The sequence below is a fragment of the Acinetobacter sp. 826659 genome (assembly GCF_000588515.1).
Lineage (GTDB): Bacteria > Pseudomonadota > Gammaproteobacteria > Pseudomonadales > Moraxellaceae > Acinetobacter > Acinetobacter pittii.
In genome coordinates this window covers 60,782-85,249 of the sequence record NZ_JFYD01000006.1, presented here as the reverse complement: position 1 = coordinate 85,249, position 24,468 = coordinate 60,782, and the positions used below count along the sequence as shown (strand labels likewise).

Genomic DNA, 24,468 nt, shown 5'->3' with positions numbered 1-24,468 from the left:
CGCGAATTGGAAGTCCTATGAATAACGCACAGTTTGATTTAATTGTTGTCGGAGCCGGTATTTTAGGTTTGTCCGCTGCCATACAGGCACAAGAACAAGGCCTAAAAGTCTGTATCTTCGAGAAAAATGCCAAGCCTGTGGGGGCAACTCGTCGTAATTTCGGCATGGTCGGAACTTCGACATTAACCCATCCAGAGCAACAGTGGCGAAAGTACGCGCTTGAAACGCGTTCTTTTTATCAGCGTATTCAGGCTGAAACCGATATTTCATTTGCTCAACGCCAAGGTGTTTATCTCGCAAACACTGCACTTGAATGGCAGGTTTTAAATGAGTTTGCCGAGCGTGCAAATAATTACCAAATTCCAGTTCATTTGCTTAGCCATCAGGAACTGGTCACTCAATTTTCTTATTTAAATCCTTCGCAGCATTTTCAAGGCGGCTTGGTTTTTGAAGAAGATTATTCGGTTGAACCGCATGTGATTGGGCAGCGACTATTGGCATATGCCGAAAAAAACGGTGTGGAGATTTATACCAATGCCTGTGTTGTTCAAACCCAATATCAGCATGAAAGTTGTCTGGTTCGTTTGGCAAGTGGCGAGGCATATCGGGCAAATAAAGTTTTGATCTGTCACGGTGAAATCATCGATGTTTTATATCCAGATCTCTTACAAAGTTTGAACTTGAAACGTTGTGGCTTACAAATGGCCCTAACTCAACGGTTTTACCAAAAATTAAATGCTTCTCTTTATTCAGGCTTATCTATTTCACGTTATCCGGCTTTTGAAATTTGCCCAAGTCATGCTGAGCTAATTAAAGCGTCACAACAAGGTTTCATTAAAGAATTCGGTATTCATATTTTGATTAAACAAAACGAATTTGGTGAACTGATCGTGGGCGATAGTCACGAATACCATCCGATTAATGAAGCGCCTCAGTTCGAGCAGCGTGAAGAGATTAATGAGTTTATTCAAGCTTACTGCTACAAAAAACTAGGGCTGACTTTACCTCCAATTCAAAAACGTTGGAATGGTTATTACCTGACTCATGAACATGAGTTGGCCTGTGTCACTGAAGCCGAAAAAAATATCTTTCTGGTGAGTGCGATTGCGGGTAAGGGCATGACTACAGGGGCTGGCTTTATGAAAGAAATATTAGAACAAAATATTTACTAGTTTGTAATCTGGTTTAAACCAGATTGGTGTATATTGAAATGAACGCGAAAGAAATGAGTAACATTATGAACATGCAACCCCAACTCGATATGGATTTAGAGAACAAGTATTTGCTTCTTACTCCAGGACCATTATCAACATCGGCAACAGTACGCCGTGCCATGCAAAAAGACTGGTGTACTTGGGACCAAGAATACAACTCGCTGGTACAAGATATTCGTAATCGACTGGTCAACTTGGCAACCAGCGAACCTGAAAAATATACGGCTGTGTTAATGCAAGGCAGTGGAAGTTTTGCTGTGGAGTCTGTGCTTGGTTCAGCTATTCCACGTGATGGCAAAATCTTGATCATTAATAATGGCGCATATGGTGTACGTATGGTGCAAATGGCACGTTGCCTAAATATTGAAGTTGTAGAACTGAACTATTTAGAAACCCAGTCACCAGATTTACAAGAGATTGAGCGCGTTTTAGAAGATAAAACCATTAGCCATGTTGCTTGTGTGCACTGTGAAACCACCACAGGTATTTTAAATCCAATTCAAGAGATAGGCCGTTTAGTTAAAGCAGCAGGAAAAATCTGGATTGTGGATGCCATGAGTTCATTCGGTGGTGTGCCTATGGATATTGCTGAGCTTGAAATTGATTTTCTAATTTCAAGTGCAAATAAATGTATTCAAGGTGTTCCGGGCTTTGGTTTTATTTTGGCAAAGCGTGATTGCCTAGCAGCATGTAAAGGTTTAGCTCGTTCGGTCAGTCTCGATTTGTATGACCAGTGGAATACGATGGAGCAGCATAATGGTAAATGGCGTTTTACTTCGCCAACCCATGTGGTACGTGCTTTTTATCAAGCATTACTTGAGCTTGAGGCAGAAGGCGGTGTTGCTGCACGTTATCAACGTTATTTACAAAACCAACAAACTTTATCGCAAGGTATGCAACAACTGGGCTTTGAATTGGTACTCGGTGAAGAGTGCCCACAATCACCCATCATTACCACTTTTCTTTACCCAACAGCCAAGTCTTTTAGCTTTCAGTCTTTCTACGAAACCCTGAAAAAATCAGGCTATGTGATTTATCCGGGCAAAGTCACAGATCTCAACTGCTTCCGTATTGGCAATATTGGCGAAGTTTATATTCAAGACATTGAAGGGCTTCTTGCTGCGATTGCCAGCTACTGCGAAAGCCATCTCAATCAAGCTGTAACAGCATAACTTTTATTAAAACATTTGAATTAAAGGGAATACACCATGACGACCAACAATACACAAATTCAGGCTGTGGTTTTTGACTGGGCTGGCACAACTGTAGATTTTGGTTCACGCGCACCGATTTTGGCTTTTATGGCTTTATTTAAAGACAATAAAATTGAAATTACAGTTGAAGAAGCACGTGCACCAATGGGTTTAGAAAAACGTGACCATATTGCAGCAGTTTTAAAAATGCCGCGTGTGGCAGCTGTATGGCAGGAAGTATATGGTCAGGCGGCAACTGAAGCAGATATTGATCGTTTATATAAAGATTTTATTCCTTATCAATTAAAATCGATTCCAACATGTTCTGCTTTAATTCCAGGCGCATTAGAAACGTTTGAGAATATTAAAAAGCGTGGTGCAAAAATCGGCAGTAACACGGGTTATGCATCCATGATGATTGGCCGCTTGGTCAAAGATGCTGCCGATCAGGGTTACCGACCGGATTGTATTGTTACTGCCAGCGACGTGAAATATGGCCGTCCATATCCTGAAATGCTATGGAAAAACTTAATTCAACTCGATGTATCTGATATTAAAACCGTTGTAAAAGTAGATGATACCGTGGTGGGTATTGACGAAGGTTTAAACGCAGGGTGCTGGACAGTAGGACTTGCGATTAGTGGTAATGAAGTCGGCTTGAGCTATGAAGAGTGGAGTGCATTATCGGCTGATGAACAGATTGTGCTAAAAGATAAGGCATACCAAAAAATGAATGCGTCGGGTGCTCACTATGTGATTGATAGTGTCGCTGATTTGCCAAATGTACTCGATGATATTGAACGCCGTTTGGGGCAGGGTGAACGACCTTAAACAAAGTTTAGGTTTATATATTTTTAAGCTTAGCTCCCTTGGGAGCTAAGCTTACCTAAAAAATTAAAATGAAGAGTAGATACACTCTACATATGTGGAAATAAGGAGTAACTTTGAGGAGTAAATTCCTTATTTCCGGCTAACGATTTAAAACACATGTTTCGATTGTTAGCACCATCAATCAGATAGGCATATGACCTATGTGATAGATCTTTTTATGACTTTTGAGGGTCATATAATTTTTCTTTAATAAATAGGGCTGGTATCACGCCACAAATTAGGTAGGCAGCACCCATCACGACAAAACCTAAACCAATTGAACCGCCAGAGGCTAAGAAACCAATCGTTGCAGGGGCTAAAGCAGCACCTAAACGTCCGACGTTATAAGCACCACCAATGGCTGTACCGCGGATTGCTGTTGCAAAGCTTTCGGTCATATAGGTGGCATTTACGCCATACGGGATGCCGTAGAGGAAACCAAAGGTCACCAGTAAATATAAAATGTTGCTTGGAGAGTTATAAAAAACAATTAAAGGTAGGAAAATAGCAGTGCCGATTGCACCAAAAGCATAGGTAAAACGACGTCCTAATTTATCGGCCATCATGCCCGCAAGAACTTTACCCAAAATCATCGCGGTATATGTACCTACCATATAGGCAGTCATTTCCTTAAATTTCATACCGAGTTCACTTTCAAGGTATGAAGGCATCCAGTTATTTACGCCATAGTAGCCAAACTGTAAAAAGCCTGCCGTTAGCGCCCATAGGATAAACATATTACGGTTTCGTTTATCTTGGAAAATAAGCTTAAATGCCGAGGTTTTTAGAGCATTTTGAGCCACAACAGGTTGTTGTAGTCGAGACTTTTGCCATGCTTCTGGTTCTGGTACAAGAATATGCATGAGGAAAGCAATAACAACAGGAATAATCGCAACATAAAACAGCATGCGCCAGCCATGATCAGGAATAATCCAGCCTGCAAGTAAGGTCGCAACAATATAGCCAACCGTCCAGCCAGCTTGTAGGGTACCCAGTACTGTGGTGCGGTAACGGGTTGGGACATATTCGGCCATGAGGGTATTACAGGCAATATAAAGTGAACCCAAACCCAGTGATGCAAAAAATCTTAAAATACCAAACTGAAGAAAGCTTTGGGTGAAACCTAAGCCACAGGTGAGGAGTGAGAAAATTAAAATAGAAATAACCACAATGCGCACGCGACCAAATTTATCGCACGCCCATCCCCCAAAAATTCCACCAACAGCCATGCCTGCCAATGTGAAACTGCCAAGCATACCTGCTTGTACTGAACTTAATCCAAAATCTGCCTTAATACTATTTAAGCTATAAGACAGTAGCATCAAATCTGCCCCATCTACCAACAGTGCTAGAAATGCAAAAATAAATGCTATTTTCCACGTATGAGGCTGTATACGGGAAAGACCTTCTTTGTAATTTGTAGCCATAATCCATTACCTACATTTGATAAAAAGCACTTCAAGTCGTTTTGAAGCGCTTAAAATTTGATTAAGACGCAACGCGAATCATGTTTCGGGCAATAATCATTTGTTGAATTTGAGTGGTCCCTTCATAGAGACGGAACAAACGAACATCTCGATAAAAACGTTCAATGGCGTATTCACTGATGTAACCCGCGCCGCCGTGAATTTGTACGCAGCGATCAGCAACGCGGCCACACATTTCTGTTGCAAACATTTTTGCGCATGAGGCTTCGGTGCTAACGTTTTGACCTGCATCGCGTAGGCGTGCAGCGTCTAAGACCATACATTTAGCTGCATAAATTTCAGCTTTTGAGTCGGCAAGCATGGCTTGAATGAGTTGAAATTCGGCAATCGGTTGTCCAAATTGCTTGCGTTCGATGGCGTAATTTAAAGAATCGTCTAGCATTCGTGTTGCTGCGCCGACACTCAAAGCCGCAATATGCAAACGGCCTTTATCGAGTACTTTCATAGCAGTTTTAAAACCAACACCTTCAACACCACCAATGAGTGCCGAAGCAGGAATACGACAATTTTCAAAAATCACATCACAGGTATGTGCGCCTTTTTGCCCCATTTTTTTATCGCGTTTGCCAAGAAAAATGCCCGGAGTTTGGCTATCGACAATAAAAGCAGAAATACCACTAGTGCCTTTAATATCAGGGTTTGTACGTGCCATGACTGTAAATACACCAGCGTGAGGAGCATTGGTGATAAAGCGTTTAGTACCATTTAAAATGTAAAAGTCACCGTCTTTTACAGCGGTGGTTTTTAAAGAGGCAGCATCAGAACCTGCATCCGGTTCGGTTAAGCAAAAAGAACTGATCACTTCACCACGTGCTAAACGTGGCAAGAAAAATGATTTTTGTGCTTCGGTCCCATCAATAATCAGGCCACTTGAGCCAATGCCATTATTGGTTCCAATGAGAGAGCGAAAAGCAGGAGAGGTACGACCTAATTCAAAAGCGACATAGACCTCTTCTTCCATTGTTAGGCCAAGACCTTCGTACTCTTCAGGAATGGTTAAACCAAATAAACCGAGAGCTTTCATTTGCTCAACGATATCTTGAGGAATTTCATCCGTTTCAGCGACTTCATTCTCATGAGGAATTAATACACCTTCAACAAATTGTCGAATCATATCAACAAGTTGATTTAAGGTTTCCTGATCTCGAATCATAGTCTCGTCCTTTTACTACATGCAGAAAACATCAATGTGATGTTCGTAAAATCACCAATATTTGAAGCGATAGTAATCAAAGGATGAATGCAAAACAATATATTTTGAAAATTAATTTCGCAATGCGATACTATGTTATTGTTTTGTCTTTGGCTAATTTATTGATTTATTTAAGCTATATTTCCTTATAAAAAATCATTATTTTTAGTGAAAAATTAAAGTTTGATTTTTCAAAAGAGCTGTGTATATTAAAAATATATATCGCTATGCGAAATTTTAAATGGATAAGTTTTCCTATAGGAAATGAGTCACAAAATATAGTGGGATGAAGATGGGTGCTTTAAATGGAATTCGGGTACTTGACTTAAGTCGGGTATTGGCTGGGCCTTGGTGTGGACAGATTCTTGCCGATTTAGGCGCAGAAGTAATCAAGATTGAACGACCGAAAGTCGGTGATGACACCCGTTCTTGGGGGCCACCTTGGATGAAAGATGACTCAGGCCAAGACACTCAAGAAGCTGCTTATTATCAGTCCACCAACCGCAATAAACTATCGGTTGCCATCGACATTGCCAGTCCTGATGGCCAAGAATTGATTAAAGCCCTCATTCAAGACACCGATGTCGTGATTGAAAACTACAAAGCGGGTTCTTTGAAAAAGTACGGTTTGGACTATGAGTCTTTATCTGCGGTTAACCCTAAACTGGTGTATTGCTCAATTACAGGCTTTGGTCAAACTGGCCCAAGAGCAGAGGAACCTGGTTACGACTTTATTATTCAGGGCATGGGTGGACTCATGTCGGTCACAGGTGAGCGCGATGATTTGCCGGGCGGTGGTCCACAAAAAGTAGGGGTCGCATTTTCCGATTTAGCCACGGGACTCTATTCTACGATTGCCATACAGGCTGCTTTACTCAACCGCCATGTGACGGGTTTAGGTCAATACATTGATATGGCTTTGCTTGATGTTCAAATTGCTACAATGGCAAATCAGGGAATGAACTATCTTTCATCGGGTAATATCCCTAAGCGTTATGGCAATGCACACGCCAATATTGTGCCTTATCAAGTGTTCAAAGCTTCTGACCGTGATTTTATTATTGCATGTGGAAATGACACTCAGTTTATTCAACTCTGTCGTAGTATTGGGTTACCTGATTTACCAAATGATGTACGTTTTGCCCGAAATGCAGACCGAATCAAGCATCGTGATGAAATTATCGGAATTTTACAAACTCACTTTTTAACAAAAACAGCAGATGAATGGGTCGATGCAATTTATGCCGCTAAAGTTCCCGTCGGTGTGATTAATAACTTAGAACAAGCTTTTCAAGAACCGCAAGTCATTGCCCGAGAAATGCTGATCGAGATGAATCATCCTCAACGTGAAAAATTGAAGGTAATTGGCTCACCAATCAAACTTTCTAGAACACCCGTTGAATACAAAACAGCACCTCCGCTGTTGGGTGAACATACGCAGGCGGTTTTAGGTCGAGTAGTTTCTCCTGAAAAACTAGCTGAGCTCAAAGAAAAAGGTGTAATTGGGTAGGTGGCTTAAAAGCGGAAGGTTAAAATTATATTTAAAATCAGAAAATAAAATATTTAATCTTTCGCTTTAATGAGTTAAATGAAGTTATCTTTTAGATGCAGACTCGGATGTTTGCTCTTTTGCTATTTATAGAAAAAATAGATTATAATTTTCGCAGTGCGAAACAAAATATGGATTGGTATGACAATGAACGACGCAGTTGATGCAGAACAGACAGAAAAATTATTAGCGCCTTTAAGGCATGAATTATTACATCCGATTGAAGACATGCAAGATGAAAATGATCGCCAATTTATTACTGCATTAGCACGTGGTTTAGAGCTATTACGTTGTTTTACGCCTAAGCATCAGCATTTGGGTAACCAAGAGCTTGCTCAGATGACCGGTTTGCCAAAACCAACCATTACTCGCCTTACACATACCTTGTCGCGTTTGGGTTATATCAAACAAGTACCTAACTCAAGCAAATTCCAGCTTTCAGTAGGGGTTCTTGCGTTTGGTTATTCCATGTTGTCTAACGTATCGATTCGCTCTATTGCTCATCCATATATGAAAAATTTGGCAGACTATGCTGGCGCTGCTGTAGCCATGGCAACACGTGATCGATTGAACATGATTTATCTTGATGTGGTGCAAGGCAAAGGCAATATGACCATGCGCCGTCAAGTTGGAACCTATTTACCGATTCATTTAAGTTCTATGGGGCGTGCATGTTTAGCTGCAATGCCTGAAGACGAAAGAGAATTTTTACTTGATGCCATCCGTAGCAAACACAAAGAAGACTGGATCAAAATTAACCGTGATTTAGACAAAGCCTTTAAAGATTACCAAGATTTTGGTTATTGTTTTTCAATTGGCGAATGGCATAAAGATGTCAATTCTGTTGCAGTTCCACTGATTCATGAACAACATGGTTTACTGGTGTTCAACTGTGGTGGCCCAAGTTTCATTATGAATCGTGAAAAACTTGAAGAAGATATTGCACCACGTCTTTTACACATGGTGAATAATATTCGCACTGAGATTAGCTAAACCTATTTGATTCATTTATAGGAGCCAGCTTTGTTTTTTCAAGGCTGGCTTTTTAGTGGGTAAGCTTTAGGCTGTTTGGTTGTGAAAGTTCAGTTTCCGTTTTTCTTTGAAAGCACTTAATGCTTCTTTAAACTCGGAACCTTGTAAACAACGCGAGAAAATAGTCGACTCATGGTCAATACGATTGAGTAGATCATCAATTGGCATATCTCTTAGTAACTTTTTACTCAGTTGTAAGGCTTGGCTTGGTTTGTGAGCAAGTTTAATAGCCACATCTTCAACCGCTTGATCCAGCTTAGTTGCCTCAAATATTTCATTTACCAGACCATAATTTTTTGCTTGGTCTGCCAAAAACTTTTCACCGAGTAAAATAATTTCCGAAGCTCGAGCAAAGCCCAATAATCTTGGCAAGATGTAACTTGAACCCGCTTCAGGTACAAGTCCCAAGTTTACAAAGGGGAATTGGAAAATAGCGTTTTGGCTTGCATACACAAGGTCGCAATGTAAAAGCATAGTGCTACCAATACCAATTGCCACGCCATTTACTTTAGCAATAATCGGTTTTGGAAACGTTGCTAAGCTTTTTAAGAAAACAATCGAAGCGGGTGGTTCGGAACTGGTGGTATCGCGTTTTTCAAATGCATTGACATCATTACCACTCGTAAATGCGGAGTCTTCGCCAGTCAGCACAACGACATGAATGTCTTGATTAGTTGCAGCTTGATCTAAGGCCTGACTTAGGGCCGCATACATTTCATAATTAATCGCATTCTTTTTAGTTGGATTACTTATGGTGAGCGTTAGTATATTTTTATCAAAATATTCATGAATTGTGCCTGTTTTAAGCTCGTTTTGAGTTTTGTTGTTCTGATCCATGATTCATTCCTTTAAATAACTTCTGTCTAAAAATTAAACTCATTAAAATAATGCTATCGAAAAATAATTCCGTTATCAATTATTTTGTTTTATATTGTGGTGCATAATTTTGTATTGTGAAATTTTTAACTTAAATTACTTTAAATGCTGATAGGATTTATGAGTAAATAAGCATCTAGCTCTGCTAAGGAAATGAGAAGCTAGCTATAGAACAGTGAGTGGAAAGAATATGAAGACCAAAATTACAGAACTATTTGAAATCGAGCATCCAATTATTCAAGGTGGTATGCATTATGTTGGTTTTGCAGAGCTTGCTGCTGCGGTTTCTAACGCGGGTGGGTTAGGTATTATTACTGGCTTAACTCAGCGTACACCTGAAAATCTGGCAAAAGAAATTGCACGTTGCCGTGAAATGACTGATAAGCCTTTTGGGGTAAATTTAACCTTTTTGCCTACGGTGAATACCCCTGATTATCCGGGTTTTGTAGAAGCAATTATTAAAGGTGGAGTCAAGGTCGTAGAAACAGCAGGGCGTAATCCTGAACAAGTCATGCCGTATTTAAAAGCTGCTGGCATTAAAGTAATTCACAAATGTACTTCGGTTCGACATAGCTTAAAAGCTCAGCAAATTGGGTGCGATGCAGTTTCTGTAGATGGTTTCGAGTGTGGTGGTCACCCTGGTGAGGATGACGTGCCAAATATGATTTTATTGCCTTTAGCAGCCGATGCATTAGAAATTCCGTTTGTTGCTTCAGGTGGAATGGCAGACGGACGCTCACTCGCTGCTGCATTAGCGATGGGAGCCGATGGAATTAACATGGGAACGCGTTTTATTGCGACTCAGGAAGCTCCCGTACATGCAAATGTGAAACAGGCGATTTTGAATGCAACCGAACGAGACACGCGTTTAATTATGCGTGCTTTGCGAAATACAGAACGTGTCATGAATAATGCGGCCGTCGAAAAAATCGTAGCAAAAGAAAAAGCACTTGGCGATAACATTAAATTTGAAGATATTATTGAAGAAGTGGCTGGCGTTTATCCAAAAGTCATGATTGATGGCGATGTAAATGCAGGTGCATGGTCATGCGGTTTAGTGGCAAGCTTGATTCATGATATTCCAACATGCGATGAACTGGTAACTCGAATTGTCAAAGATGCAGAAGATATTATTCGTGGTCGGTTATTAGGGCTTTTATAACGAACCATTAGCCTACTTTATATAAGATCAGCACAAGCTTTAATTGTGCTGATTTTTTGCATCACGCACACAATAATAAAGACATAGCACGGCAAAAATTAAACCTAAAATACAGACACCTGTCCATCCGAAGTGTTTCCAAGCATAACTTCCTGCCGTTGTGCCTAAAGCGCCGCCAGCAAAGTAACCCGTCATATAAATCGCGTTAAAACGTGAGCGTAGTTCTTGATTAAGTTTAAATACAATACTTTGGTTGGTGACATGTACCGCAGAAAGAGAAGCGTAGAGAATGAGTAAGGCAATAATATAAAAGGCGAAATGGTAGGGTAAAAGTGAAAACAGAACCCAACTTAAAATAAGGCCAACGCCGCAATAAATTGAAATTTTATGAATATAGCCTTGGTCAATAAATTTGCCTGAAAAATTGGCAACGAAAGTTCCTAACACGCCAACAAAACCGAAAAGGCCAATGGTAAAGTCACTAAAAAAATAGGGCGCTGGAGCCAGAAGCAAAGACATGGTGGTAAAGGTTAAACTTACACAAGCAAATGTAAAACCACCAATATAAGTTCTGGTTCTTAACCGTCGATTTTGAATAAAAATCTGTGGAAGAGAGCGAATAGTTTTTACATAGTTTTCAGATTTGGTTGGTTGGAATAATCCAATATTACGATGCAAAATAATGGCAATGATGAGTAATAGAAAGCCACTGACCAGATAAATAATATTCCAAGCGAAAAGTGTAGACATCAGCCCTGAAAGAGAGCGGGCGAGTAAAACCCCCATCATCAGTCCACTCAGTAGAAAGCCAACGACACGACCGCTTTGTTGAATTGGAACCAGACTTGCAGCAAGCGGTAACAACAGTTGGGCTGCACTAGAAAATAGGCCAGTAATGACAGTACCAAGCAGTAAAAGATAAATATTGTGCGAAAACCCGCTAATAATTAATCCGCTTGAAGCCAATAACATAAAGATAAATAGCAGCTTGCGCTTTTCTAATATGTCACCCAACGGCATTAAAAAGAGTAAGCCACATGCGTAGGTGATTTGGGCTAGAGTTGGCACCCACGCTGTAGTTGTTTCAGTTAAATCTAGGCTTACACTAATTGAATGAATAAGTGGCTGACTAAAATAATTTCCACCTGTACAAATGCCTGCGGCAATCGCCATTAAAATAATGGTTGGGGTATAGAGTGCGTTTTTCATCATGCCTTAGTCATAATGAAAGTGGAACTTTAATCAACACAACCATGATTGTTTTAAGCACGACTGTTAGTGCGTTTCATTCAAAGCATCTTGAATATTGTGCACCATGTGGATTAAACGTGGTCCAATTTCACCTTCAAGTTTTTCCGGATTTAAATGAAAACTTGGCGCACCACAGTTAAAAACATAAAGACCGTGTTTCGAGCTGACCAAAGGTACAGCCACTGAGTTCACTTCTTTATGCCACTCACCTAAAGACAAACAATATCCATAATCTTGGTAATCACGGAAAGCTCGTTCTAATGAGCGTTTTATGGCTGGCCAGTTTTCGGGGTTTTTTTGTTTCAACGCATCAAGTAGAAAATTGCGCTCACGTTCAGGAGTCGCAGCCAAGCATGCTCGTCCCATAGAACTGCTATGCAGTGGTAAAGTCGAACCAATTGGACGGCGCATATTTAATGCAGTTTCAATTTGCACAACATCGATATACACCATATTTAAGCGATCACGCGTTGCCATCGCTACAGGCGCTTGAACATACTGGCTCATCTCTTCCATATATTGATGAGCAATATTGCGAATCGAGATGTTAGATAATGCTGCATATCCTAAAGATAAGACACCAATATCTAATGTATATTTGGTCGAGTTAGGCAATTGTTTTAAATAGCCTAATGACACAAGGGTATTGGTAATACGTGCAATGGTCGGTTTAGGTAAACCTGTCATTTTTGCTAATTCTTGGTTGCCAAGCACCTGATTATTTGCAGAAAAGCATCTTAAAAGTTCTAAACCGCGCGCTAAAGAAGCAATAAATTGCGGGTTATTTTCCCGATGTATATGCGAAATAGGATCTAAACGTATCTCATCAAAATTTATTGGTTTTTCAGTTTCCGTGTTTTGAGACATTCGATCCTCAAATATAATTAAAGCAATAGTTTTGCCATTATATTTCGCTCTGCAAAATAAATCCATTCATCACTGCGCTGTTGTGATGAATGGATATCCGGTTCAATGGTTATGAAACGTTTTCAATCACCATCGCAAGACCTTGACCTACACCAATACATAGGCTCACCACGGCATATTTCTTCTTACGGCGAATTAACTCGCGCGCTACTGTTAACGCAAGACGAGCGCCTGAAGCACCAAGTGGATGACCAACAGCAATCGCACCACCGTTCGGGTTCACACGTGGATCATTAAAATCAACATTTAAACCTTTTAAACAAGATAAAACTTGTGAAGCAAAGGCTTCATTAATTTCGATAATGTCCATGTCATCTAAAGTAAGGCCAGCACGTGCAACCGCTTTTTTAATGGCTTCGATCGGACCTGCACCCATAATGCGTGGCTCAATACCTGCAGCCGCCGCTGACAAGATTTTTGCCATTGGTTTTAAGCCATATTTTTGACCTGCTGCTTCTGAACCAATCAAAAGTGCTGCTGCACCATCATTAATACCTGAGGCATTACCAGCTGTAACCACGCCACCTTCAAATAGCGGTTTTAACTTTGTGAGTGCTTCAACAGTTGAGCTTGGACGAGGGTGTTCATCTTCAGAAACGAGTTTAGGTGGCAATTTTTTGCCTTGGAAAACCTCAATCGGCGTAATTTCATCGGCAAAGAAACCTTCTTCTTTGGCTTTTTGATATTTGGCTTGTGATTGAGCTGCAAATAAATCAGCTTGCTCACGGCTAATCCCAAACTCGGCTGCAACGTTATCGCCCGTTTCAGGCATTGAATGTCCGCCGTACTGAGCAATAATTTTTTTATTTGGAAAGCGAGAGCCAATGGTAGTGTCATAAATTTTTGCATCACGGCTATAAGCACTTTCGGCTTTACCCATGACAAAAGGTGCGCGAGACATACTTTCTACACCACCTGCAATATACAGTTCGCCTTCACCACAAGTAATGGCACGTGCTGAGTCAATCACAGCGCCTAAACCACTCGCACATAGACGGTTTACTGTCTGGCCCGGTACAGTAACAGGTAGACCTGCAAGTAATAATGCATTTCGTGCCACATTACGACTATCTTCACCCGCTTGGTTGGTGTCGCCTAAGATCACATCTTCAATATCCGCACCCGGCACACCAGTTTTTTCTAGTAGTTTTTGAATGACAGTTGCGGCTAAATCATCAGGGCGAATTGAGGCAAGTTCACCTGCATGACGACCAAATGGACTACGTAAACCATCATAGATATATGCATTTAACATTGAGAAATTCCTTTTCAAGACTCGTGAGTAAAAGTAAGTGGTAAATGAAGTGCGACACGACGCTGTAACCATGGGCTAGGGCGGTAACGCGGGTCATGCGTAAGTGCTGTTATACGGTTCAGAATAAGTAAGATTTTTTCACTGCCGACTTGATCGCCCCATTCAATTGGACCAAATGGATAGCCTAAGCCAAGACGTACTGCAGCATTAATGTCATCTACCGTTGCAATATTTTGCTGGGCAATATCGCAACCTAAATTAATGACCATCGCTAAAACACGCTGAGCAACAAAGCCAATACTTTCATTAATCATGCTGACCAGATTTCCATCTAGATTGAAAATAGAGTGAGCTGCTTGACGATATTCAGGTTTGGTAACAAGTGAAGGCATTAAGGTACGGTGCTTTGCAATGCCATAAAGCATGTCTATAGCAACAGCATGTTCTGGATTAACCCCAAGGCGAGTAGCCGCTTGAGTGGTATCTTCACCGTAACAAGCAAGTAAACATAAGCTATCTGTTTGTGGTTCAGAATTGGTGTCTAGGGTAATATTTTGCTGAGTTAAATAATCTTCGAGCTGTTTCTTATCATCTAAAAAATCGGCAGCGATCCAAACTTTTGGATATTTTGCTAAACGCTCTACAAACTTCGCAGGTTGTTCACCTGTTTTTGAACCAGTTTCATAGTTATAAAAACCTTGATTAACTTTACGTCCAAGTTGTTTAGCATCTAGCATTTGTTTGGTGAGCGGGTTTGGTTTGTAGCGGGCTTCTTCATAGTACTGATGATAAATCGACTCCATAACTGGATGCGAAACATCAAGGCCTGTTAAATCGAGTAATTCAAAAGGACCCATTCTAAATCCTACGCCGTCACGTAAAATTCGATCAATTTCACTGATATCACAGACATTCTCATTTAAGATTTTGAGCGCTTCGGTGCCATAAGCTCGGCCCGCGTGATTAATAATAAATCCAGGGGTGTCCTTCGCTACAACAGGGCGATGACCAAATGCACGAGACAGATCGTTTAAAGCATCAATAATAAGTGGGTCTGTTTTTAAACCACGAATGACTTCGACCACTTTCATGAGTGGAACGGGGTTAAAAAAGTGATAACCCACAACACGCTCAGGCTTTTTGCAATTTGCAGCAATGGCTGTAATAGAAAGAGAAGAGGTGTTTGAGGCTAAAATAGTATTATCCGAAACAATATCTTCAAGCTGCTGCATCAAGCTTTGTTTGATATCAAGACGTTCAACAATTGCTTCTACAATGAGGTCGCAATTTTTTAAATCTTCAATTTGATGAGCAACAATTAAATGGTTATTTGCCGCTGCTGCTTGCTCAGATGTAATTTTATTTTTGTCGACTAACTTTTGAAATGTAGCAGCCAGTTTTTCTTTAGCCTGTTCTGCTGCACCTGCTTTGGCATCATATAAATAAGTGGTATGACCTGACTGTGCAGCAATTTGAGCAATACCACTGCCCATAACACCTACACCAATCACAGCCATGCTTTTAATATCATAAGTCATGTCGATCATCCTGATTATTGATCTATATTTGAAATTAAACGGAAAAATAGGGTTGGGTGATTTAGCTTAAGCATTGTTTATCACCATCAATTGGTAAGATTTGTCCTGAAATTGAGCGACCACTGTCTGACGCTAAAAATAGGCATAAATCTGCAATATGCTTTGGATTGACAAAATATTTGAGCGACTGATTTTTCAGTGCATTTTGAGTCACTTCTTCAAGTGAGGTCTGCGCTACATCGGCACGGGCCTGTAATACGCGTTGAACCCGAGCACCATCGACTGCACCCGGAAGAATAGCGTTAACTCGAATATTATCTGCACCGAGTTCCATAGAAAGCGTTTTGGTAAAACCAATCAGTCCCCATTTTGAAGTGGAATAGGCCAATCGATATGGATAGCCTAAGCGTCCGGCAATAGATGACATATTTATAATCACGCCTGCCTGTGCTTGCTTTAAATAGGGAATGGCTAACTGGGTAATTAAAAAAGTGCTATTCAGGTTTAAATTAATCACCGTGTTCCAATCTTCAAAACTTAGCTCATCTGCTGCAACGGTTGGGCCGGAGATGCCTGTGTTATTGACTAAAATATCAATACCGCCAAGTTTCTGAATGGCTTGACTAAACATGAGTTTAATTTGCTCATGATCAGCCAAATCACAGGTATATATATGTAGCTTTGGATAATCTTGTTGAAATTGTTCTAGGCTTTTAGCATTAATATCACAAACAAAAACTTCATCCTGATTGTTTAAAAAAACTTCAGCAATGCATCGTCCAATCCCTGAACCACCTGCACTAATTAATACTTTCCTGGCCATTTTCATTCCTTTGTTATTATGGTTTTAAATTATTTACCTTGATACGACGGCTTACGCTTTTCGATAAAAGCTTGAACGCCTTCATTTTTATCTTCCGTAGAAAACAACAACTGGAATGCTTTTCGTTCTAGAGTTAAGCCTGCATTTAATGGAACGTCTTCGCTCATCAGTGCAACTTCTTTAATTTGTTGCAGGGCAATAGGAGGCATTTTTGCGAGGCTTTGTGCCATTTGAATCGCAGTTGGAATGGTTTGGTCATCTTCTGTGACTTGTGAAACAAGACCGATGATATAAGCTTCTTCGGCTTTTACCATGGCACCTGTCATAATCATGCGCATAGCATGGAATTTACCCACAGCACGGAATAAACGTTGTGTACCACCAGCACCCGGCATTAAACCAACTTTAATTTCCGGCTGGCCAAAGGTTGCGCCTTTACCTGCAATAATAATGTCAGCGTGCATTGCAAGTTCGCAGCCACCTCCTAATGCATAACCATTTACGGCAGCAATCACGGGTTTAGGGCACTGGGCAATCGCATTCCAATAACGTTCTGTATGACGCAATAACATTTCTGTGGAAGTTGCGGTTGCCATTTCTTTTAGATCTGCACCTGCAGCAAAGACTTCTTCACCGCCCGTGAGCACAACCGCATTGATCTCATCGTTAAAACTTAACTCGGTAAAAGCTTGTGCGAGTTGTTTGCGAACTTCACCGTTTAAAGCATTTTTTGCTTCTGGGCGGTTAATTTTAACAACCGCTATTTTTTGAATAGAAAAGTCGACTTCTACGAAATTATTCCCTGTTGACATACTCATTTTTGAATTCCTTGTTTCGCATATCAAAACTATATTCCTTTTATGATGCTTATTTTGGAATTTATTTCAAGTCTTATTTCTTTTAAGAGCGTAGTTGTTATCTTTTAAAATAGCTAAGTTATTGATATTACGTATTGCTCTAATTTTAAATTTCGTTAAACGAAATTAATTTTCAAAAAAGCTTGAAATTTGTATTTTTGTTCTCGTACTATGAAACACATCCGCAGTAAACAAGATTTAAAACATGGTATCCAGATTAGCTGGAGATGGCTGATGGATACGATGGAAATACATAAAAAGGGAGATCACAGATGATCCGTGATGAAGGGATGTTGGAGCAGTTACTTTCAACAATTCGAGATTTTGTAAAAAATGAATTGATCCCTCGTGAAAACGAAGTGGTAGAGAAAGACAAAATTCCAGATGACATTGTGCAGCAAATGCGTGAACTTGGTTTGTTCGGTCTTACAATTCCCGAAGAATATGGTGGCTTAGGCATCACTATGGAAGAGGAAGTCAGAGTTGCATTTGAACTTGGACAAACTTCACCGGCTTTTCGTTCTTTAATTGGCACCAATAACGGGATTGGCTCAAGTGCAATTTTGATTGATGGTACAGAAGAGCAAAAGCAGAAATATTTACCACGTTACGCAAGTGGCGAAATTATTGGATCATTTTGTTTAACCGAGCCTGAATCTGGCTCTGACGCTGCCTCTTTAAAAACCAGTGCTGTAAAAGACGGCGATTTTTATGTATTAAACGGTACCAAACGTTTTATTACCAATGCACCCCATGCTGCAACTTTTACCGTAATGGCTCGGACGAATCCTGAAATTAAAGGGGCGGGGGGCATTTCAGCTTTTTTTGTCGAGGCCAATACACCGGGCATTACATTAGGCAAAATTGACCAAAAAATGGGGCAAAAGGGTTCACATACCTGTGATGTGATTTTTGAAAATTGCCGTGTACCTGCTTCTGCACTGATTGGTGGCGTAGAAGGTGTCGGTTTTAAAACGGCCATGAAAGTGCTGGATAAAGGGCGTTTGCACATTGGTGCCTATAGCGTGGGTGTTGCCGAACGCATGTTAAACGACGCATTGCACTATGCGATTGAGCGTAAGCAGTTTGGTCAGCCTATTGCGAACTTTCAGCTTATTCAAGCCATGCTTGCCGACTCAAAAGCCGAGATTTATGCAGCTAAATGTATGGTCCTAGATGCAGCTCGCCGCCGTGATAATGGCGAAAACATTAGTACAGAAGCATCTTGCGCAAAAATGTTTGCGACTGAAATGTGCGGACGTGTTGCTGACCGCTGTGTACAGATTCACGGTGGTGCGGGCTATATCAGTGAATATGCCATCGAGCGTTTTTATCGAGATGTGCGTTTGTTCCGTTTATATGAAGGAACCACGCAAGTTCAACAACTTATTATTGCCAAAAACATGATTAGGGAAGCTACAGCCTAATAAAAAATCAAATGCCATGAGGCATGGGATGCCTCATGTTCCTTCTGAGGATATGGACATGACAACAGAAACAGTTACCCAAAATACGGCTAGCAGTGAAGCTATCCAAACACCAAAAAAGATTTGGATTACCGCATTTATATTCGCTTTTTTAACATTGTTGTGTGATGGGGCAGACTTAGGTTTTTTGGCATTGAGCCTGACCAGTCTTAAAACAGAATTTCATTTAACGGGTGTACAAGCTGGAACGCTAGGTAGCTTAACGCTTTTCGGTTCCGCTGTGGGTGGTCTGATTGGCGGCTGGGCGTGTGACCGTTTTGGGCGAGTTCGCATTATTGTGTTCTTTATTGCTTATTCTTCAGTTTTAACCAGTGCGCTGGGTTTTACTGATTCTTATATGCAATTTGCAGTTTTAAGAACATTTGGAGCGATGGGTTTAGGCGCACTTTATATTGCCTGTAATATTTTAATGTCTGAAATGGTGCCAACCAAACATCGCTCGACCGTTTTAGCAACGCTGATGACAGGTTATACCCTAGGTTCTTTATTGGCGACATTACTAGCAGGTCATATTATTCCTGAACATGGCTGGCGTTTTCTATACTGGATTGCAATTGCGCCTGTGGTGTTGTCAGTTTTGATGCACTTTTGTGTACCTGAACCTGAGTCTTGGAAAAAAGCGCGTCAATTAAAAGCGTTAGAAGTTGCTCAAAGTAACCAACCTAAAAAACGTCAAAATCCATATTTTGAGATTTTAAGAGACAAAAAACATGGCACCATGTTTGTTCTCTGGATTATTAGTACGGGTGCATTGCAGTTTGGTTATTACGGTGTAAGTAACTGGTTACCTGCTTATTTAGAGTCTGATCTTGGCATCAAGTTTAAAGAAATGGCCATGTATATGGTCGGTACTTTCCTGATTATGATGTTTGCTAAAGTGATCGCAGGAATCGTTGCCGATAAATTAGGACGACGCGCTGTATTCGCTTTTGGAACTATTGGTACAGCTTTATTTATTCCGGTCATTGTCTATTTAAATACACCAACCAACATTTTATGGATGATGTTGTTCTTCGGTTTCCTTTACGGTATTCCATACGCAATTAATGCCACTTACATGACAGAAAGCTTCCCGACTTCGATTCGAGGTTCGGCAGTGGGTGGTGCTTATAACATTGGCAAAGTACTTTCAATTTTCTCTCCATTAACAATTGGTTATCTATCGCAAAACGGTTCTATTGGTTTAGGGCTCTTGGTGATGGCTGCTGCTTATTTTATCTGCGGTGTAATCCCATTGTTATTTATTAAAGACCGACTATTTAACCCGCAAAAGGCAGAGTGACAGATCAATCTGTCACCTTAAATTAAGGATGAAAAGGGACAAGTGAGATGATAAATAAAATCACCAGTGACATTGAACCGATTTTAAAAGCTATTCCTGATGGTGCAACCGTCATGACAGGCGGGTTCGGTGTGACGGGGCAACCTGCTGAATTAATTGAAGCCTTAATCGATTTAGGAAAAAAAGAACTTACCATTGTAAATAACAATGCGGCTTCTGGTGACCGTGGCCTAACCAAGCTTATTATTGCTGGCTGTGTTAAAAAAATGATTTGTTCTTTTCCGAAATCTGCGGGATCAACCGTTTTTCAAGACTTATATAGAGCAGGAAAAATTGAGTTGGAACTGGTTCCACAAGGTAATTTGGCATGTCGTATTCAGGCAGCTGGCGCAGGCTTAGGCGCTATTTTTACTCCGACTGGTTATGGCACCAAAGTTGCCGAGGGTAAAGAGACCCGAACCATTAACGGTAAAAACTATGTACTTGAATATCCACTTGAAGCTGACTTTGCACTGATTTATGCCGATAAAGCCGATCGCTGGGGCAATTTAACTTACCGCAAAGCGGCCCGCAATTTCGGCCCAATTATGGCAAAAGCCGCCAAGACCACGATTGTTCAAGTGAATGATACTGTAGAGCTAGGAACGCTTGACCCAGAGTGCATTATTACACCGGGAATTTTTGTTCAGCACGTTGTAAAAGTAGGAGATATCTAATGTCAGTTCAAAAGCGTTCTCGTGAAGATATTGCCAAGCTCATTGCCAATGACATTCCGGAAGGTTCTTATGTCAATTTAGGGATTGGCTTACCGACCAACGTTGCTAAATTTTTGCCAAAAGACAAAGAAATCTTTTTACATTCGGAAAATGGTGTTTTAGCTTTTGGCCCACCGCCACAACCTGGTGAGGAAGATCAAGATTTGGTTAATGCCGGAAAAGAACTTGTCACTTTGTTAGATGGTGGATGCTTTATGCATCATGGCGACTCGTTTGACATTATGCGTGGTGGCCATCTGGACATTTGTGTGATTGGTGCATTCCAAGTTGCGGTAAATGGAGACTTGGCAAACTGGCATACCGGTAAAGCGGATGATGTACCAGCAGTCGGCGGTGCTATGGATTTGGCAGTCGGCGCAAAAACGATTTATGTCTATATGGAACACGTCACTAAAAAAGGTGAGCCCAAAATTGTAAAGGAAATTACATATCCAATGACGGGTGAGCAGTGTGTAGATCGTATTTATACAGATTTATGCATTATTGAACTCAAAGACCAAAAAGCTTATGTCACGGAAATAGTCGAAGGCTTAACTTTTGATGAATTACAGGCTGTCACAGACTGTGAATTGATAGATGCACGTGTAGCCTAAATTACACACGGAAAAAACGCTTCTTTAAGGATTAAAAGATGAAAAAATTAATTTTAGCTGCAGCTTGCGCTGCGGCTTCAGGGACTATTTTTGCAAATTCTTCAGATACCACAGAACAAAGAATTAATTTGCTAGAAACCGAGCTGCAAAAATTAAAGGCAGAACTTGCTGCTCAGAAACAAACTCAAAATAATTTACAAGTCAAACAGGTAAAGATTGAAGAGAACATCGAAAAAACTAAAGCGACTATAACAGAGAAGCCTGTTGCTCCTTCGTGGGTGACTTGGACAGATAATGTGAAGGTTTACGGTATTGCCCGTATTGATGCAGCGGTTGATTTTAAATCATCACCAGACTCGGGCGGTAGAACGACCAGCAGTCTGTACCGAACACCTTTTGAAAGTGAAAAACGTTCAAATCATGCACGTTCCGATGCCATGATTAATGCAAGCCGATTAGGTGTTTATTTTAATAGCCCAAATAAAGCGGTTACAGGGAATATCGAAGCCGATTTCTTTGATAGCTCTAACATGGGAACGGGGGATGGTAAATTCCGTATCCGTCATGCATTTTTTACCTATAAAGACTGGACCTTTGGTCAAACATGGTCACTCATGTCTAACATGGAAACCCGTACAGAAGCTGTCGATTACACCCAATTTGTGGGAACTTCCTATACGCGTACTCCTCAAATTCGCTATGACTGGAAAATTGATGCCAATAATGATTTAAAAGTAGCTTTGGAATATACAGGTTCGAGAGTCTCGGCATTTCCGACTTTAACGGGTCGCTATACCTTTAAACAAGGTCCTTTAACAGCACTTGCTCAAGGCTTTATTAATGAAAAGTCTACAGATGTCGCAACTGCCACGGTGAAGAAAGTAAGCTGGGGTGCTGGAGGCGGTTTAAAATATCAACTCACGCCACAACAATCAGTACAAGCAAATTATCAATATATTGTCGGTGATCAAAAATTTATGCCGTATACCACCCAAAGCGGGTTGGCAAATTCAGCAAGTTTAAATACCGCGGGTGATTTCTCATTAAACGAAGACAAAACAGATTTGGTTATGAATAAGTTGAATAGCATCAATATTGGCTATTCATATAAATTTAATGAGCAATGGCGTGCAAACTTATCGGCTTCAATGTTTGATTATGATGACGACACGGCGTATGCCAAACTCAATCCAGATGCTAATAAACGCTTAACGGACTACGCAGCTAACGTCTTTTATTCACCGATTGAGCAAATGGATATTGGGATGGAATATCACCAAGGCAAACGAGAAGTTTTTGATGGCAGAACCGCTGATGTATCACGTGTAAACTTCGTATCGATGTATAAATTCTAAAATGGGGCGTAGTTAAAAATGGAAAAAATAGTTGAGCCCAATGCAGAAAATATACTGTCAAAAAGCTTTATTTTTATCATGGCAATGACATGTGGAATTTGTGCGGGTTCAAACTATTATAACCAGCCCTTAATCTATTCGATTGCTGAAGCATTAAAAGTTAATGCCGATCAAGTCGCTTTAACTATTGTGATTAGCCAACTGTCCTACGCAGTTGGCCTTTTTATATTGGTTCCCTTAGGCGACTTTTTTGAAAAGCGCAGTTATATTTGCTTGCTCATGTGTTGTACGGGGCTTGCCCAAGTAGGGCTATCCTTAAGTCAAACCTTGCCAGCTTTATATGGCTTTACCTTTTTAGCCACATTCTTTTCGATTGCGACTCAAGTTTTGGTTCCTTTCGCCGCAGGTTTAGCTAGTCCGAAAAAAAGCCCTCAAGTTGTAGGCACTCTCATGAGTGGTTTGTTCTTGGGAATATTATTGGCACGCTCTATTGCAGGCTTACTTTCTACAGTTTGGTCTTGGCATGCGGTTTATTTAATTAGCGGAGTTGTCATTTTGGTGTTTGCTTGGGTAATGTGGATAAAGTTACCAGTTGCGCGTAAGTCTCACCAACTTAATATTCTACAGATTTATGGTTCACTATTTTCATTAGCTGTTCATCAGCCTCATTTACTACGCCGTGGTTTTGCTGGTGGAATTGGCTTTGGAATTTTGGCCCTCATTTTTACCACCATGACTTTTATTTTAGCGAATGAGCCTTATCACTTTAACGATTTCCAGATTGGTTTATTTGGGATTGTTGGACTGGCAGGGGTATTTGCGACCCCTTGGGCAGGTAAGAAAATTGCGGCAGGACTTGAAAATAAAATTGCATTGATTTGCATGGGCTTATTAATAAGTGCATGGATACCACTATTTTTTGCTCAGCAGTCTCTGGTTGCCTACGCTGTTGGTGTGATTATGGCGTACTTCGGTTTGTCAGCATTTCATGTGCTTAACCAAAATTTGGTCTATCGAATTTCGGCCGAGGCACGTTCCCGTATTAATTCAATTTATATGACCTTATATTTTGGCGGAGCCGCCTTAGGTTCTTTTATTGCGGTGTATGCTTGGAAACATTGGGGATGGGAAGCATGTGCAGCCTTAGGTTTAGCGATGGCAATGTTAAGTTTCGTGATTGATCGCTTAGATTTTTATGAAATGAACAAGTTAGCAAAGCAAGAAAAAGCTCCATAAACAGGAGCTTCAATATTTTATTATTTGCGAATAATCATTAAGGTTGCCGAAGCAAAAGCATACACTTTGCCGTTCTCATCTACGATTTTTCCTTCGGTACTAATAATATTACGGCCCGCATTAATCAATTCGGCTGTCGCATAGTACGAAGTATCAACTTGCATGGGACGGATCATTTTTACATTTAAATCAATGGTTCCATAACCAACGCCATGTTCAAGTAATGTATGAGCTGCGCTGCCTGTTGCCGTATCTAAAGCTGTGGCGCAAAAGCCGCCGTGTACACCGCCTTGTATATTTCTATGTTCTTTGCGAGGAGTAACTTTATAAGTTGCTTTACCTTCGGAAACTTCAACGAGTTCCATTGGTATGGTGTGAGCCATAGGTGATGGAGAAACTTCACCATTTTTTAAAGCGGTTAAAAATTCAAGACCTGTGTATTTCGGGCTTTCCATAAATCGTCCTTGCATGATTAAGCAGTCTAATCACCATACTATAAATTGATTTTTTACG

Annotated in this window: 22 protein-coding genes; 12 read left to right on the top strand and 10 right to left on the bottom strand. The window is 40.6% G+C overall.

Annotation, left to right across the window (positions count from 1 at the left end; all coding sequences use genetic code 11):
• Positions 1-17 precede the first annotated feature (17 nt).
• From J663_RS13320 to phnX, 3 genes are read left to right on the top strand one after another with little or no spacing between them, the layout of a single operon-like run.
• A complete protein-coding gene (locus J663_RS13320) occupies positions 18-1,172 on the top strand; it encodes a TIGR03364 family FAD-dependent oxidoreductase (RefSeq protein ID WP_033850286.1) in 1,155 nt (384 codons plus the stop codon).
• 26 nt (positions 1,173-1,198) lie between these two features.
• Entirely contained in the window at positions 1,199-2,386 is a 1,188-nt protein-coding gene (gene phnW / locus J663_RS13315) for a 2-aminoethylphosphonate--pyruvate transaminase (protein ID WP_033850284.1), read from the top strand.
• 36 nt (positions 2,387-2,422) lie between these two features.
• Positions 2,423-3,238, top strand: coding sequence for a phosphonoacetaldehyde hydrolase (phnX, locus tag J663_RS13310; protein ID WP_033850283.1), 816 nt, complete (start codon positions 2,423-2,425; stop codon positions 3,236-3,238).
• Between the two features lie 215 nt (positions 3,239-3,453).
• Here the strand turns inward: phnX and J663_RS13305 are convergent, their stop codons facing one another.
• Both J663_RS13305 and J663_RS13300 read right to left on the bottom strand, forming a co-directional pair.
• Entirely contained in the window at positions 3,454-4,704 is a 1,251-nt protein-coding gene (locus J663_RS13305) for an MFS transporter (RefSeq protein ID WP_017385555.1), read from the bottom strand.
• 61 nt (positions 4,705-4,765) lie between these two features.
• On the bottom strand, positions 4,766-5,917 hold the full coding sequence (locus tag J663_RS13300; protein WP_017385556.1) for an acyl-CoA dehydrogenase family protein: 1,152 nt from the start codon (positions 5,915-5,917) through the stop codon (positions 4,766-4,768).
• A 331-nt stretch (positions 5,918-6,248) separates the two neighbouring features.
• Here J663_RS13300 and J663_RS13295 point away from each other — a divergent pair, with 331 nt between their 5' ends.
• Both J663_RS13295 and J663_RS13290 read left to right on the top strand, forming a co-directional pair.
• Positions 6,249-7,466, top strand: coding sequence for a CaiB/BaiF CoA transferase family protein (locus J663_RS13295; protein WP_033850282.1), 1,218 nt, complete (start codon positions 6,249-6,251; stop codon positions 7,464-7,466).
• Between the two features lie 186 nt (positions 7,467-7,652).
• Complete coding sequence (locus J663_RS13290) at positions 7,653-8,498, top strand: IclR family transcriptional regulator (protein WP_000996082.1); 846 nt, start codon at positions 7,653-7,655, stop codon at positions 8,496-8,498.
• 66 nt (positions 8,499-8,564) lie between these two features.
• Here the strand turns inward: J663_RS13290 and J663_RS13285 are convergent, their stop codons facing one another.
• A complete protein-coding gene (locus J663_RS13285; protein WP_033850280.1) occupies positions 8,565-9,374 on the bottom strand; it encodes an enoyl-CoA hydratase in 810 nt (269 codons plus the stop codon).
• Between the two features lie 229 nt (positions 9,375-9,603).
• Between J663_RS13285 and J663_RS13280 the strand changes: the two genes are divergently transcribed.
• Complete coding sequence (locus tag J663_RS13280) at positions 9,604-10,575, top strand: NAD(P)H-dependent flavin oxidoreductase (protein ID WP_033850278.1); 972 nt, start codon at positions 9,604-9,606, stop codon at positions 10,573-10,575.
• Between the two features lie 39 nt (positions 10,576-10,614).
• On the opposite strand, the gene J663_RS13275 is transcribed toward J663_RS13280, so the two are convergent.
• The 6 genes from J663_RS13275 to J663_RS13250 form a co-directional block, all read right to left on the bottom strand.
• Positions 10,615-11,787 carry an MFS transporter gene (locus J663_RS13275; RefSeq protein ID WP_033850276.1) on the bottom strand — a complete coding sequence of 391 codons (1,173 nt, stop codon included), beginning with the start codon at positions 11,785-11,787 and terminating at the stop codon, positions 10,615-10,617.
• Positions 11,788-11,850: 63 nt separating this feature from the next.
• On the bottom strand, positions 11,851-12,693 hold the full coding sequence (locus tag J663_RS13270) for an IclR family transcriptional regulator (RefSeq protein ID WP_000081482.1): 843 nt from the start codon (positions 12,691-12,693) through the stop codon (positions 11,851-11,853).
• A gap of 109 nt (positions 12,694-12,802) precedes the next feature.
• Positions 12,803-14,008: a 3-oxoadipyl-CoA thiolase gene (locus J663_RS13265; protein ID WP_000930801.1), complete on the bottom strand. Its 1,206-nt coding sequence runs from the start codon at positions 14,006-14,008 to the stop codon at positions 12,803-12,805.
• A gap of 14 nt (positions 14,009-14,022) precedes the next feature.
• Positions 14,023-15,546, bottom strand: a complete 1,524-nt coding sequence (locus J663_RS13260; protein WP_033850274.1) for a 3-hydroxyacyl-CoA dehydrogenase — start codon at positions 15,544-15,546, stop codon at positions 14,023-14,025.
• A gap of 61 nt (positions 15,547-15,607) precedes the next feature.
• Positions 15,608-16,369, bottom strand: a complete 762-nt coding sequence (locus J663_RS13255; RefSeq protein WP_033850272.1) for an SDR family oxidoreductase — start codon at positions 16,367-16,369, stop codon at positions 15,608-15,610.
• 29 nt (positions 16,370-16,398) lie between these two features.
• Positions 16,399-17,187 carry an enoyl-CoA hydratase gene (locus tag J663_RS13250; RefSeq protein ID WP_002133255.1) on the bottom strand — a complete coding sequence of 263 codons (789 nt, stop codon included), beginning with the start codon at positions 17,185-17,187 and terminating at the stop codon, positions 16,399-16,401.
• A 311-nt stretch (positions 17,188-17,498) separates the two neighbouring features.
• On the opposite strand from J663_RS13250, the gene J663_RS13245 reads away from it, so the two are divergent.
• The 6 genes from J663_RS13245 to J663_RS13220 are packed head-to-tail and all read left to right on the top strand — an operon-like array spanning position 17,499 to position 23,955.
• Positions 17,499-18,653, top strand: a complete 1,155-nt coding sequence (locus J663_RS13245; protein WP_032023716.1) for an acyl-CoA dehydrogenase family protein — start codon at positions 17,499-17,501, stop codon at positions 18,651-18,653.
• A gap of 58 nt (positions 18,654-18,711) precedes the next feature.
• A complete protein-coding gene (locus J663_RS13240; RefSeq protein WP_197970761.1) occupies positions 18,712-19,995 on the top strand; it encodes an MFS transporter in 1,284 nt (427 codons plus the stop codon).
• Positions 19,996-20,042: 47 nt separating this feature from the next.
• Positions 20,043-20,711 carry a 3-oxoacid CoA-transferase subunit A gene (locus tag J663_RS13235; RefSeq protein WP_033850268.1) on the top strand — a complete coding sequence of 223 codons (669 nt, stop codon included), beginning with the start codon at positions 20,043-20,045 and terminating at the stop codon, positions 20,709-20,711.
• Positions 20,711-21,364, top strand: a complete 654-nt coding sequence (locus J663_RS13230; protein ID WP_017399132.1) for a 3-oxoacid CoA-transferase subunit B — start codon at positions 20,711-20,713, stop codon at positions 21,362-21,364. Before J663_RS13235 ends, J663_RS13230 begins: the two co-directional genes overlap by 1 nt.
• A 38-nt stretch (positions 21,365-21,402) precedes the next feature.
• On the top strand, positions 21,403-22,719 hold the full coding sequence (gene dcaP / locus J663_RS13225; RefSeq protein ID WP_033850266.1) for an outer membrane trimeric porin-like protein DcaP: 1,317 nt from the start codon (positions 21,403-21,405) through the stop codon (positions 22,717-22,719).
• 18 nt (positions 22,720-22,737) lie between these two features.
• Positions 22,738-23,955 carry an MFS transporter gene (locus J663_RS13220; RefSeq protein WP_033850265.1) on the top strand — a complete coding sequence of 406 codons (1,218 nt, stop codon included), beginning with the start codon at positions 22,738-22,740 and terminating at the stop codon, positions 23,953-23,955.
• 20 nt (positions 23,956-23,975) lie between these two features.
• Here J663_RS13220 and J663_RS13215 read toward each other — a convergent pair whose 3' ends face one another.
• Entirely contained in the window at positions 23,976-24,425 is a 450-nt protein-coding gene (locus J663_RS13215; RefSeq protein ID WP_079284144.1) for a PaaI family thioesterase, read from the bottom strand.
• Between the last annotated feature and the right edge of the window lie 43 nt (positions 24,426-24,468).